Here is a 26,852-nt window from a genome sequence, read left to right as displayed (position 1 = left end):
CATGGCTACCCACTGCAGTTATATGCAGTGGGTTTTATTATTTATAAATTAGAGTTATTTATGAACCAATCACGTGCACAGCCAGTGCAAATAAGTAATACCTTAGTGAGCATTATTGCTCTGTGCTGTGGCCTTATTGTGGCAAATATTTATTATGCCCAACCTATTATTGAGCTATTAGCGCCCGATGTGGGTTTAAGTGCGCACAGCGCCAGTTTTATTGTGTCGCTTACACAAATTGGCTATGCAATGGGACTGTTTTTTTTAGTGCCATTGGCTGATTTAGTCGAAAACAAACGCTTAATGCTCATTACCTTAGCCATAACATTTTTAAGTTTAATAGGCGCAGGCTTGGCGCAAAGCCCAAGTGTAATGTTGCTATTATGCTTATTGGTGGGGGCGAGCTCTGTATCGGTGCAAGTATTAATACCGCTTGCTGCGCATTTATCGTCAGATGAAAAACGCGGGCAAGTACTGGGTAATATAATGGCGGGGTTGTTACTGGGTATTTTATTAGCCAGGCCAGTTGCAAGCTTGATAGCCGATCATTTTGGTTGGCGAGCCGTATTTTACTTTGCCGCAGGCTGTATGGCATTTATAGCCAGTGTTATATATTTTGCAATACCGAGCAGACAACCGGCACACAATACAACGTACTTTAAGTTATTAAAATCGCTTAAGCAGCTAATAATACAGCAGCCAGTGCTGCGTCAGCGGGCATTGTATCAAGCGCTTATGTTTGCCTCTTTTAGCTTATTTTGGACCAGCGTACCGGTTGTATTAGCCAGAGAATATGGCTTATCGCAATCGCAAATCGCCTTATTTGCTTTAGTAGGCGCAGCTGGTGCTATTGCAGCCCCTATTGTTGGGCGTTTAGCCGACAAAGGTTACACGCATCAGTTATCGTTACTTGCAAAAGTGATTGCTGCTGCGTGCTTTTTACCCAGTATATTTGAGCTTCCGCACGGTATTATTATTTTAGCGCTTACGGGCATGTTTATTGATTTTGCTGTGCAGGCAAATATGGTGCTGGGTCAGCGGGTGGTATATTCATTAGAGCCGCAAAGCCGAGCTCGCTTAAATGCCATATACATGACCAGTATTTTTGTTGGCGGAGCGCTTGGCTCGTTAATGGCAAGCCCACTATACGAAGCTGGTGGCTGGGAAAGCGTGGCGTTAGTGGCAGCGGGTATGCCTGTTATATCACTAGTCGGCTATTTAATGACAAGTAAAAAGTAGCGCGATACAAGTTACATAAAATTTTGTTCTTTAAAAGGCCAGCGCAGTTATGTGCAGGCCTTTTTATAGAGGCGATTATTGTTTTTTAACACTCGAAAATGAGCTACCCACCGAGGCTATAATCACCAATAATATAGCCAACCATTGCCACAAGGTTAATAACTCGCCAAGTATAATAAACCCAGCAAGGGCGGCAAATGCAGGCTCTAAACTTAGCATAATGCTAAACCCTTGAGCGGGCATATTACGCAGTGCAACCATTTCAAGTGTATAGGGCAGTGCACTTGATAAAATGGCAATGCCAATGCCCAGCGGTATAACACTCCATGTAAATGCACTGCTTTGTAATATGCCGCCATAAGGTACAAGTACAATGGCTGCTACGGTCATACCCAGTGCGACCGTTGCGCCGCCCGAGCTTTGCGTGCCGGTTTTTTTGCCAAATAAAATATAGGCTGCCCAGCAAGCACCGGCACCTAGCGCGAGTATTACGCCAATTGGGTCTAGGCTTTCTTGGCTGCTCATATCGGGCAGTAACAGTAAAATACCCGCAATTGCACACGCCACCCAAAATAAGTCGCGCTTAGCGCGTGAGCTAAATAACGCCACCGCTAATGGGCCGGTAAATTCAAGCGCCACACCAATTCCTAAAGGGATACGTTCAATGGCGTAATAAAATAAAATGTTCATTCCGCCTAGGCTTAAACCGTATACCACAATTGATAACCGATTACCTTTAGCTGGTAGGTGTTTCCACGGTTTAAATATTAAACACAAAATAAGTGCAGAAAAGCCAAGCCTAAGTGCAGTAGTGCCTTCGGGGCCAACAACCGGAAATAACTGCTTAGCAAATGAGGCACCAGATTGAATTGTGATCATTGCTAAAATAACGCACACAAACGCGAGCAAAAAGTCTTTAGTGGATGATTGCATTATTTTCCTTGGTAACAATCGTCTAGTTTTGCGCAGTGTATCTGTTTTTTATTGGCTAAGTAATAGCTTGTAAGGCATACACATTAAATTTGGGAGGGAGTGACTAATATGTGCGATGAATTAGCGTAGCTGATTATGCATAACTAAAGGCAAAAGCTGAGTGCCTTAAAATAAAAAAGCCAGCGAATAGATCGCTGGCTCATAAACGTTTAGGTCGTTTTAGTGTGTTTTGCTAGCACTTTTAACTAGGCCATCTAAAGAATAAAGGCCACGTTTTTCATCATTTTTACGTTTGATTTCTTCAAGCGCACGCGCTTCTACCGCGTCAAATAATGCATTAATTAAACGGTTAAAGTGTTTATGCATTGCGGTACGTGCGGCGCTTGCGTCGTGTGTTTGCAGCGCATTATAAATAGCGGTGTGCTCATCCATTACGCAATCGTTATTGTTTTTACACACACTGCCATAATCAGCCACAATTTGTGAATTGTTTAAACGTAAATCCCATAAATTTGCCACTGCATACTCAAGGGCTTTGTTACGTGTAGCACGCGCTATAATTTCGTGAAACTCGCGGTCTGCTTGTTCTACATATAAGCCTTTTTCCATGGCTATTAGCGTTTGCTTTAATTGAGCTAGTTCTTCATCGGTGATTGATTGAGCGGCAAGTGCGGCTATTTCACCTTCAATGAGTGCGCGAGCTTGTGTTAGCTCAAAAGCGCTGATCTCTTTTGTTTTTACAGATGTTTCTTGTTGTTCTATTACATAAACGCCTGAGCCGGTTTTGACCTCTACGCGGCCTCGTACTTCTAATGCAATAATAGCTTCACGAATTGTTGGGCGGCTTACGTCAAACATGTCGGCAAGTTCTCGCTCTGGTGGTAAACGACTCCCAGCAGAAAACTCTCCTTGGTTTATCAAAGCTTCAACTTTATCAACAATGCGCCAAAATAAGCGACGGTTTCCCATATTCTACCTTTATTACCTTAAGGAATAGCGGCTAATAGGCTCAAATAGCCTAAACCTACTGTTATTAGCAGAGGTTACCCCAAAATTCACTATTATGTCAAAATTCTAAAGTGATGTAACGGTCATATAATATTATAAATAAGTGTTAACCTATTTATGTTACCAATTTAGTATAAATTTTAATAATTGGCTAGCTTGATTGGTCATGTTTTTGTGTGCTAAGTTAACTTTGCTCATTTATATAAGCGTGCTTAGAGCAAGCTAATTTTAATGGATTGAAATGTGTGCAATCTAGGCTTGGGTTAATGGTGGTGCTAGGTGAGTAACCTAGTGCGCCTAATAGCTGGCGCAGCCTTGGTTGAATGGTGAATCGATTTATGCAAATTAAACCATTAAAAATCTACACGCTTAAATAAAGAGCCTGTGTAATTTAGCTGTACCTAATAAAAAATAAGTAAGCACATAATTACAACTAGGCTCTTGCCTTGATTGCCCACGGATGGGGGTCAACTTTAGTCCGCTGCTGCGTTTTTATCATTAGGGTAAACTACCCCAAGCTGTTTTCTTGCGGAATCAAGTACGTTCATTACGTCGCGGGCAAGCTGATGTGTATTAACATCTGACTCTCGCTTTTGCGCGTTTATGGTTTGCATAAAGTGTGCAACTTCGTACTTCATAAAGTGCTCATCAAATTTATCAGAAATAACCTCAACCTCCCCGTTATTAGCAACAAACTCTATGTGTTTTAACTGCGACACGGCATGTATTCGTAAGCGTCCGCGCTCACCTTGTATTTCGGTGATGTTATCGCCTTGAGAAATTTTAGAGTAGCTAATAACGGCTTGTTTATCATCGTAATTTAATAATACGTCGCCTGCACCATCTACGCCTGTATCTAATAGTACCCCACTGGCACTCACGTGCTGTGGAGCGCCCCAAAGTGCTATAAGTAGGTAAAGCGGATACACACCTAAATCAAGCAAAGCGCCATTGGCAAATTCGGGTAAAAAGGTATTTGGGCGTTCGCCGTTTTTGTATTTATCGTAACGTGATGAGTACTGACTGTATTGGCCAATAAACTTACGGGGTTTACCTATTTTACTCAGCGCATTTTTAAGTCGCGCAAAGTTTGGCAAATGCGTGGTCATCATTGCTTCCATGTATAGGCGTTTATTGGCGTTAGCTGCAGTTAAAATAGCATTTAGCTCTTGGCTATTAGCGGCTGAAGGTTTTTCGCCTAGTACATGTTTGCCTGCTTCAAGGCACATTACTGCATATTGCTTGTGTAGGCTATTTGGCGCTGCAATATACACCGCATCAACATCGGGGTCTTGGCATACCAGCTCAATTGAGGTGAAAATTTTTACATCGGTATTGGGGTGATTAGATAAAAAGGCTTCGCCGCTTGATTGTTTGCGTGAGCACACACCGTATAAATTAAATGCAGGTAACGTATTTGCTGCGCTTAATAGGGTATCACTAATAAAATTTGTACCGACAATGACAAAGTTCATGCCTGCTCCTTAGCTTAAATAATAAGAGCCGTTACTTTAACATTTTTTTTGCCCTGTATGCGCGTGGAGAATACCCAAACCAGCGTTTAACACTTGCGCATAAGGTTGCCTGTTCGTGATAGCCTAAAAGCATTGAAATAGTGCTGATAGAGTATTGTTTCTGAAGCAAGTAATGCGCCGCTAGCGCCCTACGTGTGGTGTCTTTAAGTTTTACAAAGCTGGTGTTATGTTTAGCCAATTCACGGTGCAAGGTACGCGGGTGCATATTAAGTGCCTCGGCAATAGTTTGGTTTGAACACTGATAAATAGGCAGCATTGGCCTTATGAGTGCGCTTACTTGGGCAGGTAATGACTGACTGTGTTCGTTGCGTTTAGCTAAAAAATTAAAGGCCGCGTCGGTTTTATTAAGGTTATTGTGGTTAAGCTTTATCGATAAGTCGGCTTTGTTTATTACAATGCCCGCACTGTTGCGGTGCTCTATTACTTTACAGCCAAAATAGGTTTTGTATGCGAGTGTATTAGTTGCCAGCTTTTGCGGTAAAAACACAGTGCGAGGCTTGCACTGATTATTACTTAATTTTTTAATTATGCTCATGGCTAAGCCAAGCGTGAGCTCTATGGCTTGGTTTATTTGTGGCAGGGGCTTTAGGTTAAATTCAAACGATAAAAATAAGCTCTCGTCATTATCTAATGAGTGCGTTGTTAAGCACAATGCGGGGCTGTGTAAGTGTAAATATTTAACCACCCAGCTAAGCGCTTCTTCTAAATTAGTCCCACTTTTAGCGGCTATGGCTATGTGGCCTAAAATATCAAAGTTTTGTTTATTTGCTAATTTAAGCCCAAAGCTTGGGCAGTTAAGCGTGTGGCTGCAGTACTCTAATAAATTTGCATAGCTCAAATAGGGTAAATATTGGTTTTCAAGGTTATTAAAGTCGACAGTGACCTTACAGGTTTCCATTACGCTTGCTGGGTCTGCGCCAAGTTCTTTAATTAACGAGTCTATTGAATATAAAGAGGTGGCACGTATTGGGCTGCTCATAAACTGGCGCTGTAAATTAAAGAGGGTGTCTAAAAATATCAAGTTTTTACGATTTAATCTATGCACTATAGAGCGAATAGCACGCTGCAATAAAACTGCTTATTTACAACTGCATGGATGCACAAAGCAGAAGCAGCTACCAATAAGAACTAAATAGTGATGATGCAAAGGCACCTATGAGTAACCACACGTTTGATTATATTATTATTGGCGCAGGCAGTGCAGGTTGTGTGCTGGCAGCGCGTTTATCAGAAGATCAGCATATAAGTGTGTGCTTAATAGAGTCGGGCGGTAGCGATAAGAGCGCTTTAATACAAATGCCTGCGGGTATTGCGGCCAGTGTGCCATACGGTATAAATAGTTGGCATTACAACACGGTACCGCAAAAGGCGCTTAATAACCGATGTGGCTTTGTGCCGCGGGGTAAAGTGCTTGGTGGGTCAAGCTCTACTAATGCCATGGTGTATATACGCGGTAATAAATACGATTACGATAACTGGGCACAAAATGGCAACCTTGGGTGGGACTACAACAGTTTATTACCCTATTTTATAAAAGCCGAAAACAATAAAACGTTTAATAACGCGTTACATGGCACAAAAGGGCCATTGCATGTGCAAGAGCTGACTAAGCCAAGTGCGGTAAACTCTTGCTTTTTAAAAGCGTGTGTTGAGCAAGGGATACAGTTAAATGACGATATAAATGGCGCTGAGCAACATGGAGCACGGCTTTCGCAGGTTACGCAACATAACGGTGAGCGCTGCAGTGCTGCAAAAGCGTATTTAACACCGCACTTAGATAGGCCTAACCTTAGCGTGTTTACCCACAGCCACGTTAATAAAATCATAATCAAAAATAAGGTTGCCCACGGCGTAGAGCTTGAGCGCGGCGGTAAAATTATTACATTAATGGCCAAAAAGGAGGTGCTTTTAAGCGCCGGTGCAATTAACTCTCCGCAGGTGTTAATGCTTTCAGGAATTGGCCCTAAAGCGCATTTAGCAGCGCATAACATACCACTGGAACATGCACTGGAAGGAGTAGGGGCAAATTTACAAGATCACTTAACCGTGGTGCCTTTGTGTAAAGCAAATACTGCAAAAGGCACCTTTGGGGTAAGTGTAAAAGGCGCTGCAAGTATTATTAAAGGGTGTGCGCAGTGGTTTAGTAAACGCAGCGGAATATTAACCAGTAATTTTGCTGAGTCACATGCGTTTATTAATGTGTTGGATAATTCGCCTGCGCCGGATATTCAACTTGAGTTTGTAATTGGGTTGGTGGACGATCATAGTCGCAAAGTTCACCTTGGCCATGGCTATAGTATTCACAGTAGTATTATGCGCCCCAAAAGCCGAGGGACAATAAGGCTTGCCAATAGCAATCCACGCAGTGCGCCGCTTATCGACCCTAATTATTTAAGCCACCCAAGTGATTTATCGCTTATGCTTGCAGGGCTTAAAAAAGCGCTGCGTATTATGCAAAGCCCCGCCTTTGATAAAATTCGTGGCAACTTTGTTTACCCGCTTGATGTAAATAACGATTCCCAGCTTATTGAGTTTATTCGCCAAACTGCCGATACCGAATATCACCCTGTGGGCACCTGTAAAATGGGCACCGACAATATGGCGGTGGTTAATAGCAAACTACAAGTACACGGGATACGCAGCTTAAGGGTTATTGACGCCTCAATTATGCCAACCATAGTAACAGGTAACACAAACGCACCTGTTATTGCTATTGCTGAAAAGGCCGCTGATTTAATTAAATTGAGCTATAAAACAGGGTTATAAAGTGTGGTTGTAAAAGTCAGTAAGCCACGCCTGCCAGTCATCTTCTAGTTTAAGCATTTGTTGGTGCTTTTTAGCGTTAAGGTGTTTGTTTTCATCTTCGGTGGCAATAAAAGGGCCTACCCGACAAAGCGAGCAATGATTTTCACCTAAATACGCAGGCTTTGTAAGGTGAGCGCTTAGTTCGTCAGATTGCGCCAAGATTGCTTTAGGCGTAAACACATAAGTGATGCCACTGGTGTCTTTTACGTGTTTGTCACGGTCTACGTTTCTTATTTTGTAACCATCAAACTGGTTAATATCAAAAGGCATTTGGCCCGCGTACTTAGCCTCAAGGCCATTACTTAAGCTGCCTTCAATATTCCACTCGCGATAGGGTTTTACATCTTTTGAGGTTATGTAGCAAAGCATAGGGCCGCTTTTGTCGAGTGCGTATTTGTTAGCGTATTTAATAAATTGATGTAGTAACGCGCGATTAAGCACGTTCATGCTGGTTTTTTGAGTGTTGCTTTTAAATGCTTCGCGCCCTACAAAGGCTGGAATAAGCGGAAACTGAAAAATAACCACATCAAAGCTGTGCTGGTGCACAGCTAATTTTTGCCAACATAAAGGGGCAGTTACATCAAAGCAATTAATAACCTCAACATGACACTTTTTTAAACTACTTAGCGCATTGTGTTGGTATTTTTTCTCTATGGTTTCGGCGCTATCATAAGTAGATGCGACTAACTTTGCCGGTTTTATATGATTAACCACCGCATTAGAGAACGATAGATCGCCATCGCCTACGGTGAGAATTCGCCAATTAGGATTTAAATACATAACTTAATTAGATTTGTGAGTGTTTTGATCTGCACTTTGAGTATTTTGCGCTTTATTAGCACCATGCAAACGATGAAACGCAAGGCGTGTTTTAAGCCCTTCAATGGCTATTTGTTTTAAAATTAAATTAAAGGTAATTAAAATAGCAAACACAATATGAATAGGGCCATGTGTAAAACCCGCCTCTGGGTTATAAAGCGTAAGCCCAAACAACATAAATAACACCACTAACAGTATTTCTATTAATTGGTTTGAGTAAAAGCTGAGCCGGCCTTCATTTTTGTGATCTTTTTTAATACTAATAGCGCAAAAAAACGGAATAACTTTAATTTTAAAAGCGGCGTTTTTTTCTACGTAGTTTTCGCCAAGCTCGTTAAGCTGCTGGCGTAATGTATCAATCATGGTGCGTCCTTAAATAGCAGTGCGCGGATGTTACACTATTACGCCTAGTAGGTTAAGCAGCACAAGGTTATTTTGGGTAGAGGCTCATACCAATGGTGAGTATGTGACACACAAATACCACTGAGGTAAGAATAAAGCGCATTTTTTGATAATCGCGATGGTAGGTTTGCCATTGTGGTGTGGCTTTTTCAAAGATAAGAACTAACCAAAAACTAGCCCCTAACCAGGCAAGCGCCCACTCCAGCGGAATAAACGATAAAAATGGTACGGGTATAACAGGCACAACCGCTTTAATTGCATCGCTGTAGCTTTGCATCCCAGCACGCCATAAATTGCCCGCCATAAATGCCAGTATAGCAATGCTATAAAAAGTAAAAAACTCCAAGTTAACGCTATTACTGCCAAACATAAGCGGCCACGCTACACAGCCCAAAAAGGGTAGTAACCCCAAATAGCCAAGTTGAATATGATTAACAAATTTTTCCATTACAGCATGCCTTATGTTGTGTGTTTTTTAGCGCGGCTATTGTAGCAGTATTCTTAGCACTTACAGGTAATAAATCGTTTACGAATAGAAGAGCTGGATAGTTCAATCTTAAAAATCGATTGTTTTAATCTAAACAATCAATTTTATTTAGTTTATCAATGGGCTTATTGTATTAATCAAGCCAACGCGAAAGGCCACACATTTTGGCTGCGTTGAGTAACTTTAAAACACTTTAAATATAAATGAGGAATACTATGAGCACTTCATTGATCAACACAAAAATTCAACCTTTTAACGCAACTGCATACCACAATGGTGACTTTGTAGAAGTGTCTGAAAAAGACGTACTAGGTAAGTGGTCAATCTTCTTCTTTTACCCAGCAGATTTCACGTTTGTATGTCCTACTGAGCTTGGCGATGTTGCTGATTACTACGAGCAGCTACAAGAAATGGGTGTAGAAGTTTACTCAGTATCAACTGATACTCACTTCACGCATAAAGCATGGCATGACACGTCAGACACTATTGGTAAAATTAAATTCCCAATGATTGGCGACCCAACTGGCCGTATTACTCGCAACTTCGGCGTTATGATTGAAGATGACGGCCTTGCACTTCGCGGTACTTTTGTAATGAACCCAGAGGGCGAGATTAAAGTAATTGAAACGCATGACCTAGGTATTGGCCGTAGCGCTAAAGAGTTAGTACGTAAAGTACAAGCTGCACAATACATTGCAACTCACGACGGTGAAGTTTGCCCTGCATCTTGGCAGCCAGGTGAAGACACACTTGCTCCTTCACTAGACCTAGTTGGTAAAATCTAAATACAGGTTTACCCACTTTTATGAGGGCAGGTAACTGCCCTTAAACCAACATCATTTCGTTTGTTGGTGCCTCCTATCTCAACTCGGACTCATTAGCACATGCATTAGTTGGCATGGGAGGCTTGCTGTTTAAATTTTCCTAAAAAGGGTTAAGCCATGTTAGATAACAACATTAAAAATCAATTAAAAAGCCATTTTGAATCGCTTACTCAACCTGTTGAGCTGCTTATTGCCTTGGATGACAGCAAAAAATCAGCAGAAGTAGAAAGCTTAGCAAACGACTTAGCATCATTAAGCGACAAGTTTACGGTAGTGAGCAACCCTGATTCGAGCGCACGTCGCCCATCTATGGTTGTGCATTCACCCGAAAAAAACACCCACATTACGTTTGCTGGCGTACCTATGGGTCACGAATTTACAAGTTTAGTGTTAGCGCTTTTACACACTGGCGGACACGCAAGCAAAGCAAAAAGCGAAGACATTGAACAAATAGAATCACTCAATCAAGAACTTAATTTTGAAGTATACATAAGCTTAAGTTGCCAAACATGCCCGCAAGTAGTGCAGGCGCTAAATACAATGGCAGCAACAAACAGCAAAATTAAAGCAACAATGATTGACGGCGCACTGTTTCAAGACGAAGTAGAAGAGCGCAATATTTTAGCAGTACCAGCTGTGTACTTAAATGGCGAACCGTTTAGCCAAGGTGCATTAAGCCTGACCGACATTTTAAATAAAGTAGACACTAAAGGCGCTGCTAAGCAAGCTGCAGCACTAAGCGAAAAAGACGAGTTTGATGTGTTAGTAGTCGGTGGCGGACCTGCGGGTGCCTCAGCCGCTATTTACTCTGCTCGTAAAGGGTTAAACACCGGTATAGTCGCCGATAGATTTGGTGGCCAAGTTGCCGATACGTTGGCTATCGAAAACTTTATTTCGATTAAAGCCACTGAAGGTCCAAAGCTTGTTGCTCAGCTTGAAGAGCATGTTAAAGAATACGATGTAGATGTAATGCATAACCAACGCGCAGCAGGGCTTGGTCGCGGTAGTAATGGTTATGAAATTACCCTTGAAAACGGGGCTACTTTAAAAGCTAAATCGCTTGTTTTAGCAACCGGTGCACGCTGGCGTGAAATGAACGTACCTGGTGAGCAAGAATATCGCGGTCATGGCGTAGCTTACTGCCCACACTGTGATGGTCCGCTATTTAAGGGTAAGCCTGTTGCCGTTATTGGTGGTGGTAACTCGGGTATAGAGGCGGCTATCGACTTAGCTAACATTGTAGAGCATGTAACCGTGCTTGAGTTTGCTGATACGCTGCGCGCTGACGAAGTACTTATTCGCAAAGCGAATAGCTTAAGCAACATCACTATTATTAAAAATGCGCAAACCACTGAAGTAGTAGGCGATGGTAAAAAAGTAACCGGACTTAATTACACTGACCGTGTAACAGGCGAGGAAAAGTCATTAGCACTTGCAGGTATTTTTGTACAAATAGGTTTGATCCCTAATACCGAATGGTTAAAAGAGAGCGACCTTACACTAAGCAAGTTTGGCGAGATAGAAATTGACGCTAAAGGCGCAACCTCATTACCGGGCGTTTACGGTGCGGGTGACGCGACAAATACGCCGTTTAAGCAAATCATTATTGCAATGGGTAGTGGTGCAACAGCAAGCTTAGGGGCGTTTGATTACTTAATTCGCCATAGCGAGCAAAGCAACCAAGACCAAAATGCAGCTTAATAGGCAAACCTTCTCTTGATGTAACAGCAATAGGTACACCCAAAAGCTGTTTGTTAACCCAAGCCGCCCTCTCCAAAGGCGGCTTTTTTAACGACTTTGAGAACTTAGTTAGGTATTCGTTCTTCAAGCCAAACTCTAAGGCTTTTAGGATCTTTGATGAAAGGTATCCTAACCCAGCTTCCATAAGCATATAAGTGGATTGTAGAGTAACCAAAAATACGGCCTAAAAATGTTGTTACTTGTTCAACATTTTCGACACTTTTGAAGCCTAGCTTGTCTTCTCTTCTTGTTAGTATTCCACTAAATACGGTTATCGAGTTATCTATAGCAATAACTTTTATGAAAACTGCTTCCAGAATTTTATGAGAATCTTTTAAGACATAAATTGCAGGTAAGACGACTAAGCTTAGTAGAACATCATTTTTGAACTGCTCACCTATTAATTCTTGCCCTATGAATGAGAAAATTAGATAGACTAATCCTAGGCCAAGGATTCGCGTACAAATTTCTCCAAATGCTTCAATAGAACGCCAGAATTTAGCAATTTTAATTGTTGGCAAAATACCTCCGTTCTACAAAGCTTTAATAGGCCGCTTTAAATTATTAATCACAGCCACCAGAATCCCCACCGCAATCATTATTAGAGTGTGAGTTATTACTAGCATAAATTGAAGAGTCAGTGCTTGTATAAGCTGAACGGCCTTGTGATGCCTTACCACTGATAAACGTAACTAATAGCAATACGCTTGATACAATAACAACGGTTATTGATGAACCCCATTGCCCTGTAGAAATGCCTTTAAATATGGCTAACAGCAGTACAGTAAATAGTAATGTTCTTATTATATTTTTCATTTTATATCCTTACTAGTTAAAGCGAGTTTACTTTAGCTGTATGCTCTAAGGCATTAGAAAGCGCTTTTTCGATATGCGGAAGCTTAAACGGTTTAGAGACAAACATATCCATGCCTGCTTGCTGGCAAGCTAGTTTATCTTGCGACGATGTATTAGCAGTTAGCGCTACAATGTAGGTGCTTTCGCTAGGGCAAATACGTTGCGCTCTCAGCGTTTTAGTGGCTTCAAAACCATCCAGGATTGGCATAATGCAATCCATAAAAATAAGGTCGTAATGCTTTTGCTTACACTTAAAAATAGCGTCTTGGCCATCAATGGCGCAGTCGGCTTTTACGTTTAACTTATCAAGAGAGGCATCAAGCACACGGCGGTTTATATCGTTGTCATCAACAATAAGTACACTGAGCGAGTGGCTGTTTAACTCAATTTTTGATTGAATGTCGTCTATTACTTGCTCTTTACCAAGCTCTAGCGGAATATTAATGCTAAACGTTGAGCCTTTTTGTAGCTCACTTGTCACCTTTATTGTGCCGCCCATGTATTCTACAAGCTCTTTTATAATTGCTAGGCCAAGCCCTGTGCCCCCTTTATTATTTTTAGCGTCAACCTCTTGTGTAAACGGCGAAAATAAAGACTCTAAAAAGGCAGGGGTCATTCCGCGACCAGTGTCAGAAACAGTGATACCAAGAGATAGTGCATCGTTATTATTTATGAGCTGTGTTTTAAGTTTTACATGGCCTTGCTCGGTAAATTTTAACGCGTTACTTAATAAGTTAGAGGTAATTTGGCTCAGGCGTGTGCTGTCGCAAAAGGCCCAGCAGCTATCATCAATTGTATTTTCTATGATTAATTCAACATGGGTTTCTTTAAATAACGGGGTATATAAAGAGGCTAAATCACTAAATATGGTTTTAAGCAGTACATCGGTTGGCTCTAGTTTTAATTCACCATGATTAATTTTAGAAAAATCGAGTACTTCGTTGATAATATTTAATAAAATATCAGCGCTGCGTAGCGCTATTTTTATTTTTTCGTCTCGTTTTTCAGTGTCTTTTTCATCTATTAGGGTGGTGAGCATGCCGGTTATGCCATTTAGGGGGGTGCGTAACTCGTGGCTAATTTTAGCAAATAGCATACTTCTATCTTCTAACATATGCTCTGCTTCGGCTTTTTTCTTTTTTAGCGCTTCTCTAAGTAATATAGATTCGGTAATGTCTTGAAATGTACCAAATAGCCTTATGCAATTACCTTCGTTAAACTCTGCTTCTCCAAAAGTCGAAATCCAAATTTCTTGGTTTTGTGCAGTGATAACCTCAAGCTCTAAATCCCATTTTTCACCTTTGTTTATGGCGTTTTCTACCGCTTTATTTATGGCTTCTCTGCTGGGGCCCTCTTTGTAAAACTCAATTGCGTTATCAACTATTGGCTGGTAGTCATCGGCTACCTGATGAATGCGTTTAGTTTGCTTACTCCAATAAACTTTGTTCTCGATTAAATCGACCTCCCAAGTGCCGATATTAGCGATGTTTTCGAGCTTTGAAAGGGTGTAGCTATTTTTTAAAAGTTGCTCTTTCGTGTCTATTTTTGCAAATTCAGATCCTAACCACTGAGCAAATAGCTCAATGTAATCGTAGGCTTCGTCGCTAAATGCAGTTGACTCGTTAGGCGATGAAAAGTTAACCGTGCCAAAAGTTTTATCGGCTACTTTTATAGGTGCGCCAATGTAGGACTCAAGTTGAAAATTTATGTAACAAGGGTGAGTTGCAATCGTACTTTGTGAGGCTTTATGAAACGATAGCGCCGAGCCCGCAGATAACGTATGGACGCAATAGGTGCCATCTAGCTCAAATTGTGTACCGGGTAATAAGGCGTTATCGGGTGTTAGAGCATGTAATACTGTGTACGTATTAGCATCAATTTTACTAATTATTGCTACATCAAGGCTGAACACTTCTAGGCCAAACGCGAGTAGGTTTTTAATTTTAGAATTAAAATCCAGAGTTTGGTCTGAGACTATATCGTGAAAGCGCCTTAAAAAGTTCACCGCAATTACCTTAATTGTATTTTATATCGTTATGCGTATCGGCAGATAGGCACATTTATTTATATGTTTTTAACAGTTTATACCAACAGTCGTAAACCGTTGAGCAATATATTGAGTAATGGGTGTTAGGCTATCAACACGCGAACTTAATTGTTTTGCTCAATTAGCAAACTTTTCCCATTAATAGGTAGAATTAGGCGTGTATTCTGGGTTTATGTCGCCGCCTACTTCTTCTGGGTCTACATCGTTTATAAGCAACACTTCGCGCACGGCTTCAATATGATCAAGCACCGTTTGATAGCGCTCGCCATATTCGTACTTTGTTACTTCAATTGCTTGCGGCATGTAAGTAAATGCAATTTTTAGTGCGTGTAACGCGTCTGGATTGATTTTATCGCTCATAAATTTCTCTCATTTTATCAATGTATAGTGATTTGTTTAACAGCTGCAAAAAGAGCCTGCCTAGGGACAATTAGCTTTTTGCATATGCCTTAACAAAATAACAATAATTATAGAGTTTGTTGACTGTTAAAGTTAAAAATTTGCCTGTTTAGTCGTTATTTTAATGGGCTAAGCAGTTAAGCACTGATCAGTATGATAACGCAGTTGTTTTTGGGATTATTTAAAAACAGTTTTAGCTCATCATATTTGCCTACCTAAATACCAAGTATGCTCAAAAAATGTAATTTTATAAATAAACAGGCATTGATTGTGCGAATAAAAAGGAGCTTGTTAGCTTATTAAGTAACGATAATATGTTGCATAAATTTACAAATGCGCAATATAATGCAAATAGTTGTTATTTGCATATGCAGATGTGCGCGCCTGCTATTTATTAAAAGAGCTAAAAATGAATAATAAAAAAACCTTTAGCGCTACAAAGCGTCGCCATTTAATGGCGTGCGTATTGGCATTGGTAACCGCTACGGTGATGATCACCGGGATGACTACCTATTTGCCCTTACAAATGAGTGAACAAATTTTACTGCCTATTTTACTGTTTCCAATTATTTGGGTTGGGCTTTTTATATATGCCTACATTAGCGAAAAAGCATGGCAGCCATTTTTACTCATGATCACTTTGTGTTTAGTGCATGGAATTTTAAGTTATTTTGCATTAATGCAGGGGCAAGGATGAAATCAATTACTTTAAAAAAGCTATTTTTATTACATAGTTGGGTGGGCGTAGTAACCGCCGTTTTATTGTTTGTTGTGGCATTTACCGGCGCGTTAGCAGTACTTGCAAGGCCTGAGCTAAAAATTTGGGCCAACCAATCACTGCAGCAAACTCAACATATTCCTAATAGTGAAATAAGCACATTAGTTAATACATACCACGCTCAAGTGCCCAAAGAGTTTGGTGAAAACATTCATGTGTTTATGCCAACAGGGCATAATTTTCACTTATTGGCTTTAGTATTTGAATCGCACCATGGTGATGAAAATTACCAGCAAGAAGTACTTCGGGCATTTGAATTTGACCCAGCGAGCTTAGCGTTGGTAAATACCTACTATGGCCCCAGTAAGCAATATTATGCCAATAGAAAAACAGATGCAGCCAGCTACATTGGTGAGTTTCACGCTGACTTACATTTAGGGCGACCTATAGGGCTTATTTTAACTGGGTTTTTAGGTTTAACATTATTAGTAAGTACGGTAACTGGCTTATTTATACATCGTAAATTAATTAAAGAGCTGTTCACCTTTAGGTGGCTTAAAGGCTTTGATGTAACCATAAGTGACGGCCACAAAGTAATGGGCATTTGGGGCAGTATTTTTAATATTGTAATTGGCTTTAGTGGCGCATTTTTAGGGCTCGCAACCGTAATTTTACTACCTGCAGCAGCCTTTGTTAGCTTTGGAGGCGACCAAGATAAGTTGATAGAAACTTTTACAGCTATTCCTGAGCCAATAATTAGTTATGTAAATCAGCCAACTAACATAACCGCTATTTTAAGTGATGCGCAGCAACGCTACCCACATGCAGTTATTTTAGATGCCACGGTAATGGCGCATAACGATGCTAACACACAAGTGTATTTACGCCTTTTAGGAGGCGAAGCCGTGGCTTCTCAGTTATTGCATTACAATGGGCAAGGGGAGTACATCACTTCAATGAGTAGTTTTGGCGATATTGCAGGGGTATCAATTAAAATTATTGAAGTACTCTTCCCACTCCATTTTGGTAATTTTGCAGGTTTATTTGTGAAGTTACTTTGGGTAATGCTTGGCTTAGCATGTGCCTTAATGCCACTTTCAGGCATGATGATGTGGTTAGCAAAGCGTACCAGAGGCAGCACACCAACGCTTAGCGCTGACGCGTATGCAAGGTGGAACCGCTTTATTATAGGCAGTTGCGGTGGTTTAGTGCTTGCTTGTTGTGTGTTATTCCCTGTGCAAGTACTTTTAAACTATGCCGTGGCTGGTGTTGAGCACAATGCTTACTTTGGGCCGGTATTTTTTTACGCGTGGTTAGTATGGCTAGTAATTGCAGCATTTTGGCAAAACTATAAAAACTACTTTAGAGCAACTTTGTTGCTTTGCGCCTTATTCTTAATAAGTGTTTTACCACTTAATAGTGTATTAGGCGTTAATAATGTTATTAACGCAAACAGTACCCTAGTGGCATTTACAGATATTAGCTTTTTAATTGTTGGACTGGCGTTTTTATGGGGATACTTAAAAACAAAACCTGATGCCATAGCACTTGCAGAGGTAAAAGCAGCATGAGCACCGTTATGATAGTTATTGCACTAGCGTGTTTACTGGCCGCTTTATTATTAATGAGAAGTAAGCACTACAATGTAGCCTATAAGTGGCTGTATTGTTGTGCTTTAATAGCTATTGCCTTAGCGTTTTTTATACATGTTTACGCTGTGCTAGCGGGGATTGTATGCACCATTGCAGCGTTTACTGTAATGGGCATACTGATTGCGCTATCTAAAGGGAAACAACACACTTAGCTTAAAAAGGCTTTGGCTGTATCAATTCCCATTTTGTACCCATCGTTAAGGCGTTTAACATTTTTGGTTGTACGACCCACTCTAAATTGGGGCGGTGGAGCAATAATATTGATTTTGCAATCTTCAGGCGGGTTATTAATAAAATCTATGCTGCTGTTATAAACATGCGCTCTGTTAATCGAGCTATTTATTAAAGCAGGGTAGTTTTTATAAAGTTTTTTAGTTAACCACTGAGATTTACTTGGCTTTTTTCTATAGCCTAGTGGCTGAGAAAGCACCACGGTTATTTCTTGAGCGCCCATTTCGTATGCTTTTATTACGGGAATAGAGTCTGCTACGCCGCCATCGGTCATCGCAATATCATTAATTATAGGGTAGTTACGATACGCAATTGGAATCGCGCACGATGCCTTAAGTTGCTCTACCATCGCATCACTACTTGCTTTGAGGTAATGGGGCTGCCCTGTGGTGATAGCTGTAGAGACGATATAAAATTCGTGAGCCGCCTTTGCAAAGGCTTCTGTATTGAGGGGGATCTCTTTAATAGTTGCTTGCCACAGCCAATCTAAATCAAATAAGTGGCCGCCTTTGATAAAGCGCGCTAAGTTAATAAATTCAGGCCGACACGAAAAATCGGTAATAACATGGTAATTTCGTTTAGGTTGTTGGCATAAATAAGCGGCTATATTGGTAGCGCCAGCAGAAACCCCAAAGTAATTAGTAAAAGGTTGATAGCGCTGCGCTAAAAACTCATCCAGCACGCCGGCGGCAAAAATACCGCGCATTGCACCTCCCTCAACCACTAAAGAATGTTTATTGTTATTATTAATCATACTATTGCCTCCCTGTTGATGATATTACCAACTAACCAGGTAAAGCGCGATAAAATGCTGAAATAATTATACCCATTTGCCACATTACTTAATTCACTCAAGGGATTAAACTTGGCGCTAACGGCGCTAAAAATTTTGATATAAACAGATCAATAACGAAGCTTTTATCCTGTAATCAATATGGTTTAGTATTTAAAACTAAATCACTTAATTAAGCTATTTAGTATTAGTGCACTGTTTGGCTTAGCAAAAGCATTTAGTTGCTAATACGTTTTGTTTAATCGTAAGTGTTGGGTATTTCTGATAAAGTATTTATTAATACAAGGCTTTGTTAATATTAAAGAATCGTTATTTATGAATGACTTAAGTGTGACCGTATTTAGTAACGTGCAAAATAAGTTAGGTGAAAGCCCGCTTTGGCACCCTTTGCTTGAAACGCTATTTTGGGTAGATATAGAAAAAAATCTCCTGCTAAGTAAGTGCTTAACAAAGCCTGACTCACTAACACAAGTTGAAATGCAAGATACGGTTTCGGCTTTAGCGTGGCTTGATAAAGCACACCTTATTATTGGCACCAGTACGGGTATTTATAAATACCATATAGCTTCTGGGGTGCGCCAAACGCTTACATTTTTAGAAAATACCCAGCCCACACGGCGCTCTAACGATGGTCGAGCTGACCCCTGGGGTGGTTTTTGGCTAAGCACTATGGATACAAACGCCCGCTCAGGAGAAGGTAAAATTTACCGTTTTTATCAAAATTCGCTCAATTGCGTGGTGCAAGGTTTAACCATTCCCAACGGGTTATGTTTTGATAAAGCGCGCTCACGTGCTTATTACTGCGACTCTAAAGCCAGCTGTATTTTTACTTTAAATGTAAACCCAGATAGCGGCGAGCCTATATTACCCGCCCAAGTTTTTTATCAATTTAAAAATACCCAAGTGGATCCAGATGGCTGTGTGATTGATGCCCTTGGCAACTTATGGTTTGCGGTATGGGATATGGGCTGCGTTATGTGTTTATCGCCAGATGGGGAAGTTTTAAACACACTGCCACTTGCTGCAACAAAACCTACAAGTGTTGCGTTTGGTGGCAACAACGCACAGTGGCTATTTGTAACTTCTGCAGATGACAGTAATGTAAAAACTAACCAGTCATTACAAGGTAATGTATTTAAAATATCAGGTATAAAAAACGGGCAGCTAGAGCCGCCCGTTACTTTATAATAGATTTAGTTATGTAAATTGGCACACCTTATTACGGCCTGTTTCTTTTGCGGTATAGAGTGCTTGATCGGCTTTGCTTATAAAGCACTGCGGCGTGCTATTTTTATCAGGTGTGGCTGAATAAAAACCGATACTTAATGTTAAGTACTCACTTACGGTAGAATTATTGTGTTTTATGCCTGCCGCGTTAATTGCTTGTTGGATTAAGCGGGTAAATTGTTGGCAGTCTTGCTCATTAGTTGCCGGTAAAATGACCGCAAATTCTTCACCGCCATAGCGCGCGGCTAAATCGCCTTCGCGTCGGCATTGCGACTTAAGCGCAGCTGCCACCTTAACTAAGGCTTCATCGCCTTGTTGATGGCCGTAGCTGTCGTTGTAATTTTTAAAAAAATCTATATCGCACATAATTAAGCTAACCGGTTGCTTAGCACGTGCGCAGCGTTTAATTTCGCTCTCTAGTGCTTTGTCAAAACAACGTCTGTTTGCAATTGCGGTTAGGCTGTCGGTATTTACAAGTTGGTTAAGCTTTTGATTTGCGGTAATAAGCTGTTGTTGAATATGCTGAAGCTCTTGCTTGTAGTTTAAGTTTTTAAACGCATTAGCGATTATTTCACCTACTAGTTTTATCCTAATTAAGTCTAAGTCTGTCCACTCACGTTTTTGCTTTACACAATCACAACCAATAAAGCCTACTAGCTCCTTATCGTAGCGAAGGCCAATACACAGTACCGATTGAATACCTTCACGCTCAAGTTCTTGTTTTTCTTTAGCCGCTTTTGCTGGGAGGCTGGCAACATCATTTACTTTAAATAAGTGTGTGGTGCCCATTAAATTAGCAAAGTAGGGGAGTGAGTTTTTTGGTATGTGCTGTAGTTGATCTTTAAATGGCTGAATCCCTTGGTTGACCCATTCATGGGTATTACGCATTGATTTACCATCGTCAGAAAATTTAAATAAGTAGCTTCTATCGGCATGGCATACAGTGCCAATGGCTTTAAGCGCAAACTCTATATGTGTATCAATATTGTCATTTTGAATATCTATTAAATCGGTAGAAATTTTTGAAATAATTTTATCAAAGTTATATTGCGCATCTTTGTTGTGTTCAATTATTTCAAACGTAGCAATGTAAAAGTGATTATTTAGCGAGGCAAGTTTGGCATTTAGTAATAGGCCTTGCGTTTGTTTTTGTAAAAATACGTGGCAGTTAGTATTTATAACTAAGTATTTTTCAAATAATTGCGTAACAGTAAATTGTTTTTTACTTTCTGTACTACTTAACGTGAGGTGCTTAAAGTCTGCATCTTTTAAAGTGGGCTGTGAGGGTAAATCAAATATACTCTGCGCTTGAGTGTTTGCTTTATAGGCTTGTGTTTTAGCATCATAAAGTACAACGGCAAACGGAATAAGCTTTATAGTACTCCACATATCTTCGATTGGTTTTAAGCCCACTCATTGCTCCCGTTGATTTTACATACAATTTAATTGTTCCTACTATGTTATTTAGTACAACTTTAGCTATTTTGCTAAGTTTTTAGTGCGTTTAAGAGGGCTTCGTATTACAATTGCTACTGTATATCATTACCCTTTTCTACTCTAAGCCACCTGACGGCTTATTTGCATTTTAAGTATAGGTTTTTCAAGCATTTCATGACAGAAATCACTACACACCAGGCGTCTCGTCGTCGGTTACTTATTGCTTTAGCGATAACATGTTCATTTATGGTAATTCAGGTAATTGGCGCTTATTACGCTAATTCGCTTGCTGTACTTGCCGATGCAGGGCACTTATTTGTGCATAATAGCTCGCTATTTATTGCCCTTATTGCCTCAAGCTTAGCAATTCATTTTGCTAAAACCTATAACGATGGCTATCAACGCGCTGAGCTCATTGGTGGTTTAATTAATGGTTTACTGTATTTGGCGATAAGCTCCGTTATTTTATATGAAGGTGTAGAGAGAATTTCCCATCATAACGATGGCCATGATTTAGCAATAAACAGCTTTTTAATGTCGAGTATTGCCTCTGTGGGGTTTTTATTTCATGGTGCTGCAGCGTGGGTACTTTATAAAGGCCGCAAAGCAAGCATTAATGTGTACGCTGTATTTTTACATTCGTTTTTTGACATTATATCGACTATTTCTACGTTTATAGCTGGCGTACTTATATATTTTACGGGCTGGAGCATTATTGATATTTTATCGAGCATGCTAATTGCCTCGTTTGTGTTATTTACCGGCGGTAAAGTGATCACGAGCTGTATTAAAGGGCTGTTCTTTAATAACGCTAAGTTGCCTAAAGTGAAGGATATTGAGCAGTCAATTACTGATTTAGAGCATGTGCATAACGTACATAATGTGACGGTCTCGCGCAAAGACAGCGATATTATTGTTGGCGCTCACGTGGTGTTAAAAGAGCATTGTACAATTGAAAAGCACGATGAAGCCTGCCGCTTAAAAATAGAAAAACTTCTCGCTGCGCGTTTTAATGTTAAAAGCAGCGTGCTGCAAATAGAAAGCCACGAATGCCAGCATATTCATAGCTAACTTTTTATTAAAGTGTGAATATGCTCATGTGTTTCGGGGTTTTGTAATTGCTCTGCCCGCATTGGTTTTGCAAAATAATAACCTTGTAAAACATGACAACCTAACCCTTCTAAAAAGGCTTTTTGTTGCTTAGTTTCAACGCCTTCTGCTATGCAATAAAGCTCCAAGTTTTGAGCTAAAGTGTAAATGGTTTTGATGATCGACTCATCACTTTTATCAATCCCAATGCTGTTAACAAAGCTTTGATCTATTTTAATGACATCAATAGGGAACTGGCTCAAATAAGTAAGTGATGAGTAGCCGGTGCCAAAATCATCGAGTAACAACTTAAAACCAGCCGATTTTAACTTTTGTAGTTGCTTTGCGGCTTTTTGCTTGTCTTCTAGCAGTATGTTTTCTGTTATTTCTAGGCGCAGTTGCACTGGGCTCATTTGATGCTGTTTTAATATATTGGTCAGCTTGGTTGCTATATTCGTCCTTAAAATGTGCTTTGGCGACAAGTTAAGTGAAATATAAAACAATGGGTTGCTGGCCAATGTAGGGGCTAGCTCAGTTAGCGCGCGCTCTAAAGCTTGCTCAGTTAATGCTTCTATCAGGCCTGTTTCTTCAGCAATAGGGATAAATAATGCCGGCGAGACAAATTGGCCGTTATTTTCCCAGCGCATAAGTAATTCAACCCCATTTATTGTTTGTGCGTGCGTGTCTATTATGGGTTGGAAGTGATTAAATAATAGATTATCTTTCGCGGCGTCTTTTAAATCGTTTTCGAGGATGAGCTTTTGTTTTATTTGCTCGTTCATCGAGTCGTTAAAAAACTTAAACCCGTTTCGGCCAGCTTGCTTTGCATGCATCATGGCTACATCGGCGTTTCTGATCAGTAAATCGGTCGAGCTGGCATCAAATGGGTATAAAGCCACGCCAATACTGGCTGATATATTAATAGAAAAATCTTCGATAATGACCTTATTGGCAAGTTCTGAGCTAATACTTTTGACTATGTTATTTAGTGCGGCTATGTCTTCTACGTTATCAATAAGCACTAAAAATTCGTCACCGCTTTGGCGGCCAAGCGTGGCATTACTTGGCAACATAGCGCTTACTCTTTGGGTAATATTACACAGCAGTTGATCTCCCACTGCGTGGCCAAATGTATCGTTTACCGGTTTAAATTTGTCTAAATCTATAAATAGTAAAGCGCTTTGAGTGAGCTGTTGGTGAGCTTTTTTAATCGATTTACCAATTTTTTGATGCATTAAACTGCGGTTAGGCAATTGTGTAAGGGGATCGAAATTGGCTAAATAACGCAGCTCGTCTTCTGCCTTTTTTTGCTCGGTTAAATCCGAAATAACAATCACATAGTAACTTATGCTATGTGTATCTTTAGCGATTGCAGTGGCACTTATATGTATGGGGTGGTGCGGGTTAGTTGCAGTTTTAATAACGGCATCAGTTCGCCAATTTTGTTTTGCTGTTAAGCTTTTTAATGTGCTGGCATAGCTTTTACATTGCGTTTTACCTATCGCATTAACAAACACTTTTAAGCTAAGCGGATGTTTATGAGTTTGCGAAAAGGTTTTTATAAAACTGTTATTTGCAGAAACCGGCACCAAATTATTATCTAAAATAAGCAGCCAGTCGTTTATTTGCCCAAACGCCTCACCTAAAATGTTGGCTTGCTGCTCATTGGCACGTTGCTCTGTTATGTTGGTATATATGCCAGATACAGATACCGGTTTATTTGTTTGTTCGTCATAAATAATTTGCCCTAAATCTTGATACCACAACCAATGGCCAAGCTTATGCTTTAACCGGTAAGTTGCTTGCCAATGCTCATGCTTTTTTTGTTTGGTAAAATTTAACCAGTGCGAAATAACCCGCGGTTTGTCTTCAGGGTGAATTAAAGCTAAATAATGTTTTAATGGAATACGGTTGGGCAAATTAGTATACCCAAGCTCACTCCCCCGGTTTGTATTTACCGAATCGTCGCTGTAATGGTAATCCCAAATGCCACTTTTATTGTTACTGAGCGCAAGCTCGGTTTGTTTTTGTGAGTGTATTGTCGCTTTTTGCGCATTAGCTATGGCTAGCTGTCTGCTTCTGTATTGCCAAAACAGTAAACACAGCACAGTTATAATAATTAAAATATAAGCCGCATACGCATAAGGAGACTTCCAAGGCGCGTATGCCACATTAAAATTTAACAGCGCCGGCTTTGACTCGGTCGCACTATTAAAATTATACGCGCTGGCCTTTAATTGATAATTACCTGGTGGGAGCTTTGTAAAAAATATTTTGTTTGCTTTTAAATCATCATACTCTAGCGAAGTAGGTCCTTGAAGCGTAATTTTGTACCGTGTTTCCGCGCTATTTTGAAAATCAAAATTAGAAAAGCTGACCTCCAAACCCATATCCTCATGTGTTAATTGCAATGCAGAGGTGGCAAACTGATTTGGCTGATAGTCTAAATCGCGCGACATTAAAGTAATATCGGTTATTGAGGTTGTTGTTTGCGTGCTTTGCTGTAAAAACTCAGCGGGGTTAAACGAAATCGCACCATAACTGCTGCCAAACATTACAGTGTTATTTTTAAGCGTAATTGCCCCTAAAGTACTAAATAAATTAACCGATAAACCATCTTTTACTGTAAAAACTCGCAGTCTTAACGTATCGGTATTTAAGCGGTACAAACCATTTTTACTGCTAAACCATAAATAGCCATACTCATCGCTGATAAGTGAATAAATAGACTGCGTTTTTAAAGCGTTACTTACGTTAAAGTGGTGCTTTTTTTCAAAGCTCTGCGCATCAATACCCACTAAGCCTTCGCTGGTTGTTGCTAACCATAAAATGTTATTTTTATCGGTTAACCAGTTTTCTACTGTGTGGTAATTTTGGCTGTCTTTTTTGCTGGTTTTATAAATAGTAGTAAGGGTGTTTGTTTGCTCGTTAAAGCGGTAAAAGTGGGTAGTTGTGCTTAATACAAATTCATTTGGGTAATCATCAAAAGGTCGATGAAAAGTATAGGCCTCTAAAGGGTTTACATGTTGTTTTAACCCGTTAATTTCGCGCGTTAAGCCTGTTTTGCCATTGTACACATAAAAACTGTGATCATTATAAAAAGCGAATGTGTCGGGGGCTACCTCAGACAAACCATAAATAACCGCACCTTCAGACAGTGCGTTATTTAAATCTTTTTTAGCAACGGCTGTGCCTGTTTCTTTGTCAAATAAAATTAAACTGTAGTACCCCGTTAGCCATAAATACCGTGAAGTGGATTCTAAATGCGCTTTATTAATTGCAAAAATAGCGTATTCACCATAAACCGCTTTAGGGTCTTGCGAGGTTAGGTAGTAGGTTTTTTTGTTTTTAGCATTTACATGAGCAAGGCCATTATCGGTGCCGTACCACATAGTTAAATCATCGTCTTGGTAAATACTGTTTATATAGTTGTTTTCGGGTAGGGTGATTTTGTTAAAGCGCCGTGTGTTTATTGACCAAGTAAGCACGCCTTGAGTGCGCGACGCCAGCCAAAACACGCCACTTGAGTCGACCATTAAATCGTTAATAGTATTTTCGGTAATATTAAATTTACTTTGATCAAAGCTAAGAATTAACTCAGTGGTGCCCTTTTCTCGGTTAAATTCGAACAAGCCATGCTCTGTGGCAATAAATTCGCCATAGGGTGTATTGCTGTAATCCCAAATATTGTAATCAGCAATCACGCTTTTAGTGCTTTGAGTTGCAGCAGCTCCTGCTGAGCTATTTAAACTTAACGCGTACATGCCCTCAACGGTGCCTACTAATAATCCTAGCGCGGGGTCTACAGATAAAAACTTAACATTACTGTTATCGACTGTTTGTTTATCGGGAGTATGTAAATTAAGAGGGGTTAATGACTCTGTTTTTAGGTCGTAACTAAATAAACCCGTTTGTGTGCCTATAAATAGCGTATTTTTGTAATATTTTAACGCGCGCACCACGCTGTTTTCATTGCCTATTGTAAACTCTAAAGTAAGTGAATTTGTTTTAGAGTTAAGTGAATACACGTTGTTTAAAATGGCAAGATAAAAGGTATCTTGGTGTTGGGCTATCGCTTCAATTGAAGCGTAACTAGCTGTATTACCTGCAAGATTGCCCGAAAATATATTACGAGTAGTTAACGTTTTTGGGTTAACTAAATAGGCACCGGCAAGCTCAGTAGAAACAATTATATTGCCTGCATGCGTTTTAAATAGTGTAGTGATGAAGTTTTCGTTAAGAGTAAATCCGCCATCAAAAGGGGTTACCGTGTAGCCATCAAATCGATTAAGCCCTTGCGCTGTAGCTATCCAAATATAACCTAAATCGTCTTGCAAAATTTTAGTTACGTAATTTTGGGATAAACCTTCATCGGTAGATATTCGTTGTAGTTGTTGAGCATAATTTGTGGAGGCCGATACGCTAGTAATACAAAGAAAACATACAGTGGTGAAGAGAAAAAACAAAATACTCAATCGCACTAATAAACTCGCTCTAGGGCAGGGGATATACATATAAAAGTTAAATATAGCACATTTTTTAAAATGTGGATTACAACTTATAACAACTAAATTAAAGCACTAATTTTAGTTATTTATAATCATTTAAGCTA

General features: G+C 40.0%; 23 protein-coding genes. 9 read left to right on the top strand and 14 right to left on the bottom strand.

Translation table 11 applies throughout. From position 1 onward, the window contains the following. Positions 1-60 precede the first annotated feature (60 nt). A complete protein-coding gene (locus CWC04_RS04600) occupies positions 61-1,239 on the top strand; it encodes an MFS transporter (protein WP_024032731.1) in 1,179 nt (392 codons plus the stop codon). Positions 1,240-1,314: 75 nt separating this feature from the next. On the opposite strand, the gene CWC04_RS04595 is transcribed toward CWC04_RS04600, so the two are convergent. The 4 genes from CWC04_RS04595 to CWC04_RS04580 all read right to left on the bottom strand — a co-directional run bounded on the left by CWC04_RS04595 (position 1,315) and on the right by CWC04_RS04580 (position 5,694). Then, on the bottom strand, positions 1,315-2,172 hold the full coding sequence (locus CWC04_RS04595; RefSeq protein ID WP_054981767.1) for an EamA family transporter: 858 nt from the start codon (positions 2,170-2,172) through the stop codon (positions 1,315-1,317). Positions 2,173-2,391: 219 nt separating this feature from the next. Next, positions 2,392-3,141, bottom strand: coding sequence for a FadR/GntR family transcriptional regulator (locus CWC04_RS04590; RefSeq protein ID WP_004587131.1), 750 nt, complete (start codon positions 3,139-3,141; stop codon positions 2,392-2,394). Between the two features lie 512 nt (positions 3,142-3,653). Beyond that, positions 3,654-4,655 carry a Gfo/Idh/MocA family protein gene (locus CWC04_RS04585; protein ID WP_138684736.1) on the bottom strand — a complete coding sequence of 334 codons (1,002 nt, stop codon included), beginning with the start codon at positions 4,653-4,655 and terminating at the stop codon, positions 3,654-3,656. 31 nt (positions 4,656-4,686) lie between these two features. Then, on the bottom strand, positions 4,687-5,694 hold the full coding sequence (locus CWC04_RS04580) for an AraC family transcriptional regulator (protein ID WP_138684735.1): 1,008 nt from the start codon (positions 5,692-5,694) through the stop codon (positions 4,687-4,689). Between the two features lie 176 nt (positions 5,695-5,870). Between CWC04_RS04580 and CWC04_RS04575 the strand changes: the two genes are divergently transcribed. Then, on the top strand, positions 5,871-7,481 hold the full coding sequence (locus CWC04_RS04575) for a GMC family oxidoreductase (protein WP_138684734.1): 1,611 nt from the start codon (positions 5,871-5,873) through the stop codon (positions 7,479-7,481). On the opposite strand, the gene CWC04_RS04570 is transcribed toward CWC04_RS04575, so the two are convergent. The 3 genes from CWC04_RS04570 to CWC04_RS04560 form a co-directional block, all read right to left on the bottom strand. Then, on the bottom strand, positions 7,476-8,300 hold the full coding sequence (locus CWC04_RS04570) for a class I SAM-dependent methyltransferase (RefSeq protein WP_138684733.1): 825 nt from the start codon (positions 8,298-8,300) through the stop codon (positions 7,476-7,478). The genes CWC04_RS04575 and CWC04_RS04570 overlap by 6 nt on opposite strands. 3 nt (positions 8,301-8,303) lie before the next feature. Further along, on the bottom strand, positions 8,304-8,702 hold the full coding sequence (locus tag CWC04_RS04565; protein WP_138684732.1) for a hypothetical protein: 399 nt from the start codon (positions 8,700-8,702) through the stop codon (positions 8,304-8,306). 67 nt (positions 8,703-8,769) lie between these two features. Further along, positions 8,770-9,189: a DUF3429 domain-containing protein gene (locus tag CWC04_RS04560; protein WP_054981772.1), complete on the bottom strand. Its 420-nt coding sequence runs from the start codon at positions 9,187-9,189 to the stop codon at positions 8,770-8,772. Between the two features lie 254 nt (positions 9,190-9,443). On the opposite strand from CWC04_RS04560, the gene ahpC reads away from it, so the two are divergent. Next, entirely contained in the window at positions 9,444-10,013 is a 570-nt protein-coding gene (ahpC, locus tag CWC04_RS04555) for an alkyl hydroperoxide reductase subunit C (RefSeq protein WP_126009177.1), read from the top strand. 156 nt (positions 10,014-10,169) lie between these two features. Then, positions 10,170-11,753: an alkyl hydroperoxide reductase subunit F gene (ahpF, locus tag CWC04_RS04550; protein WP_054981773.1), complete on the top strand. Its 1,584-nt coding sequence runs from the start codon at positions 10,170-10,172 to the stop codon at positions 11,751-11,753. Between the two features lie 104 nt (positions 11,754-11,857). On the opposite strand, the gene CWC04_RS04545 is transcribed toward ahpF, so the two are convergent. The 4 genes from CWC04_RS04545 to CWC04_RS04530 all read right to left on the bottom strand — a co-directional run bounded on the left by CWC04_RS04545 (position 11,858) and on the right by CWC04_RS04530 (position 15,054). Continuing rightward, on the bottom strand, positions 11,858-12,313 hold the full coding sequence (locus CWC04_RS04545; RefSeq protein ID WP_171038557.1) for a PH domain-containing protein: 456 nt from the start codon (positions 12,311-12,313) through the stop codon (positions 11,858-11,860). Between the two features lie 43 nt (positions 12,314-12,356). Continuing rightward, complete coding sequence (locus tag CWC04_RS04540; protein ID WP_138684730.1) at positions 12,357-12,608, bottom strand: hypothetical protein; 252 nt, start codon at positions 12,606-12,608, stop codon at positions 12,357-12,359. 16 nt (positions 12,609-12,624) lie between these two features. Beyond that, positions 12,625-14,652 carry an ATP-binding protein gene (locus CWC04_RS04535; RefSeq protein ID WP_138684729.1) on the bottom strand — a complete coding sequence of 676 codons (2,028 nt, stop codon included), beginning with the start codon at positions 14,650-14,652 and terminating at the stop codon, positions 12,625-12,627. Between the two features lie 180 nt (positions 14,653-14,832). Next, positions 14,833-15,054 (bottom strand): hypothetical protein, encoded by a 222-nt coding sequence (locus CWC04_RS04530; protein WP_024032720.1) that lies wholly within the window; start codon positions 15,052-15,054, stop codon positions 14,833-14,835. 448 nt (positions 15,055-15,502) lie between these two features. Here CWC04_RS04530 and CWC04_RS04525 point away from each other — a divergent pair, with 448 nt between their 5' ends. From CWC04_RS04525 to CWC04_RS04515, 3 genes are read left to right on the top strand one after another with little or no spacing between them, the layout of a single operon-like run. Then, positions 15,503-15,790, top strand: coding sequence for a hypothetical protein (locus CWC04_RS04525; protein ID WP_029774445.1), 288 nt, complete (start codon positions 15,503-15,505; stop codon positions 15,788-15,790). Then, a complete protein-coding gene (locus tag CWC04_RS04520; protein WP_138684728.1) occupies positions 15,787-17,382 on the top strand; it encodes a PepSY-associated TM helix domain-containing protein in 1,596 nt (531 codons plus the stop codon). The genes CWC04_RS04525 and CWC04_RS04520 overlap by 4 nt, the downstream gene beginning before the upstream one ends. Beyond that, positions 17,379-17,615 (top strand): hypothetical protein, encoded by a 237-nt coding sequence (locus CWC04_RS04515; RefSeq protein ID WP_138684727.1) that lies wholly within the window; start codon positions 17,379-17,381, stop codon positions 17,613-17,615. The genes CWC04_RS04520 and CWC04_RS04515 overlap by 4 nt, the downstream gene beginning before the upstream one ends. Here the strand turns inward: CWC04_RS04515 and CWC04_RS04510 are convergent. Beyond that, positions 17,612-18,448, bottom strand: coding sequence for a patatin-like phospholipase family protein (locus CWC04_RS04510; RefSeq protein ID WP_055253856.1), 837 nt, complete (start codon positions 18,446-18,448; stop codon positions 17,612-17,614). The genes CWC04_RS04515 and CWC04_RS04510 overlap by 4 nt on opposite strands. A gap of 354 nt (positions 18,449-18,802) precedes the next feature. Between CWC04_RS04510 and CWC04_RS04505 the strand changes: the two genes are divergently transcribed. Further along, positions 18,803-19,675, top strand: coding sequence for an SMP-30/gluconolactonase/LRE family protein (locus CWC04_RS04505; RefSeq protein ID WP_138684726.1), 873 nt, complete (start codon positions 18,803-18,805; stop codon positions 19,673-19,675). 9 nt (positions 19,676-19,684) lie between these two features. Here the strand turns inward: CWC04_RS04505 and CWC04_RS04500 are convergent, their stop codons facing one another. Beyond that, complete coding sequence (locus CWC04_RS04500) at positions 19,685-21,127, bottom strand: sensor domain-containing diguanylate cyclase (protein WP_138684725.1); 1,443 nt, start codon at positions 21,125-21,127, stop codon at positions 19,685-19,687. A gap of 198 nt (positions 21,128-21,325) precedes the next feature. Here CWC04_RS04500 and CWC04_RS04495 point away from each other — a divergent pair, with 198 nt between their 5' ends. After that, a complete protein-coding gene (locus tag CWC04_RS04495) occupies positions 21,326-22,222 on the top strand; it encodes a cation diffusion facilitator family transporter (RefSeq protein WP_029774437.1) in 897 nt (298 codons plus the stop codon). On the opposite strand, the gene CWC04_RS04490 is transcribed toward CWC04_RS04495, so the two are convergent. Beyond that, positions 22,219-26,754, bottom strand: a complete 4,536-nt coding sequence (locus CWC04_RS04490; protein ID WP_349304518.1) for an EAL domain-containing protein — start codon at positions 26,752-26,754, stop codon at positions 22,219-22,221. The two genes, CWC04_RS04495 and CWC04_RS04490, sit on opposite strands and share 4 nt — an antisense overlap. Positions 26,755-26,852 lie beyond the last annotated feature (98 nt).

It is taken from the genome of Pseudoalteromonas sp. S2893, from assembly GCF_005887105.1.
In the GTDB taxonomy this organism is placed as follows: Bacteria; Pseudomonadota; Gammaproteobacteria; order Enterobacterales; family Alteromonadaceae; genus Pseudoalteromonas; species Pseudoalteromonas atlantica.
The sequence above is the reverse complement of the archived record's forward strand: the minus strand, read 5'-3'. Positions and strand labels throughout refer to the sequence as shown.

Coding starts and splice junctions, on each gene's coding strand:
- CWC04_RS04520 (WP_138684728.1), top strand. CDS start 15,787: ATGAAATCAATTACTTTAAAAAAGCTATTTTTATTACATAGTTGGGTG.
- CWC04_RS04585 (WP_138684736.1), bottom strand. CDS start 4,655: ATGAACTTTGTCATTGTCGGTACAAATTTTATTAGTGATACCCTATTA.
- CWC04_RS04495 (WP_029774437.1), top strand. CDS start 21,326: ATGACAGAAATCACTACACACCAGGCGTCTCGTCGTCGGTTACTTATT.
- CWC04_RS04570 (WP_138684733.1), bottom strand. CDS start 8,300: ATGTATTTAAATCCTAATTGGCGAATTCTCACCGTAGGCGATGGCGAT.
- CWC04_RS04540 (WP_138684730.1), bottom strand. CDS start 12,608: ATGAAAAATATAATAAGAACATTACTATTTACTGTACTGCTGTTAGCC.
- CWC04_RS04510 (WP_055253856.1), bottom strand. CDS start 18,448: ATGATTAATAATAACAATAAACATTCTTTAGTGGTTGAGGGAGGTGCA.
- CWC04_RS04530 (WP_024032720.1), bottom strand. CDS start 15,054: ATGAGCGATAAAATCAATCCAGACGCGTTACACGCACTAAAAATTGCA.
- ahpF (WP_054981773.1), top strand. CDS start 10,170: ATGTTAGATAACAACATTAAAAATCAATTAAAAAGCCATTTTGAATCG.
- CWC04_RS04505 (WP_138684726.1), top strand. CDS start 18,803: ATGAATGACTTAAGTGTGACCGTATTTAGTAACGTGCAAAATAAGTTA.
- CWC04_RS04560 (WP_054981772.1), bottom strand. CDS start 9,189: ATGGAAAAATTTGTTAATCATATTCAACTTGGCTATTTGGGGTTACTA.
- ahpC (WP_126009177.1), top strand. CDS start 9,444: ATGAGCACTTCATTGATCAACACAAAAATTCAACCTTTTAACGCAACT.
- CWC04_RS04525 (WP_029774445.1), top strand. CDS start 15,503: ATGAATAATAAAAAAACCTTTAGCGCTACAAAGCGTCGCCATTTAATG.
- CWC04_RS04575 (WP_138684734.1), top strand. CDS start 5,871: ATGAGTAACCACACGTTTGATTATATTATTATTGGCGCAGGCAGTGCA.
- CWC04_RS04595 (WP_054981767.1), bottom strand. CDS start 2,172: ATGCAATCATCCACTAAAGACTTTTTGCTCGCGTTTGTGTGCGTTATT.
- CWC04_RS04600 (WP_024032731.1), top strand. CDS start 61: ATGAACCAATCACGTGCACAGCCAGTGCAAATAAGTAATACCTTAGTG.
- CWC04_RS04490 (WP_349304518.1), bottom strand. CDS start 26,754: ATGTATATCCCCTGCCCTAGAGCGAGTTTATTAGTGCGATTGAGTATT.
- CWC04_RS04565 (WP_138684732.1), bottom strand. CDS start 8,702: ATGATTGATACATTACGCCAGCAGCTTAACGAGCTTGGCGAAAACTAC.
- CWC04_RS04590 (WP_004587131.1), bottom strand. CDS start 3,141: ATGGGAAACCGTCGCTTATTTTGGCGCATTGTTGATAAAGTTGAAGCT.
- CWC04_RS04515 (WP_138684727.1), top strand. CDS start 17,379: ATGAGCACCGTTATGATAGTTATTGCACTAGCGTGTTTACTGGCCGCT.
- CWC04_RS04580 (WP_138684735.1), bottom strand. CDS start 5,694: ATGAGCAGCCCAATACGTGCCACCTCTTTATATTCAATAGACTCGTTA.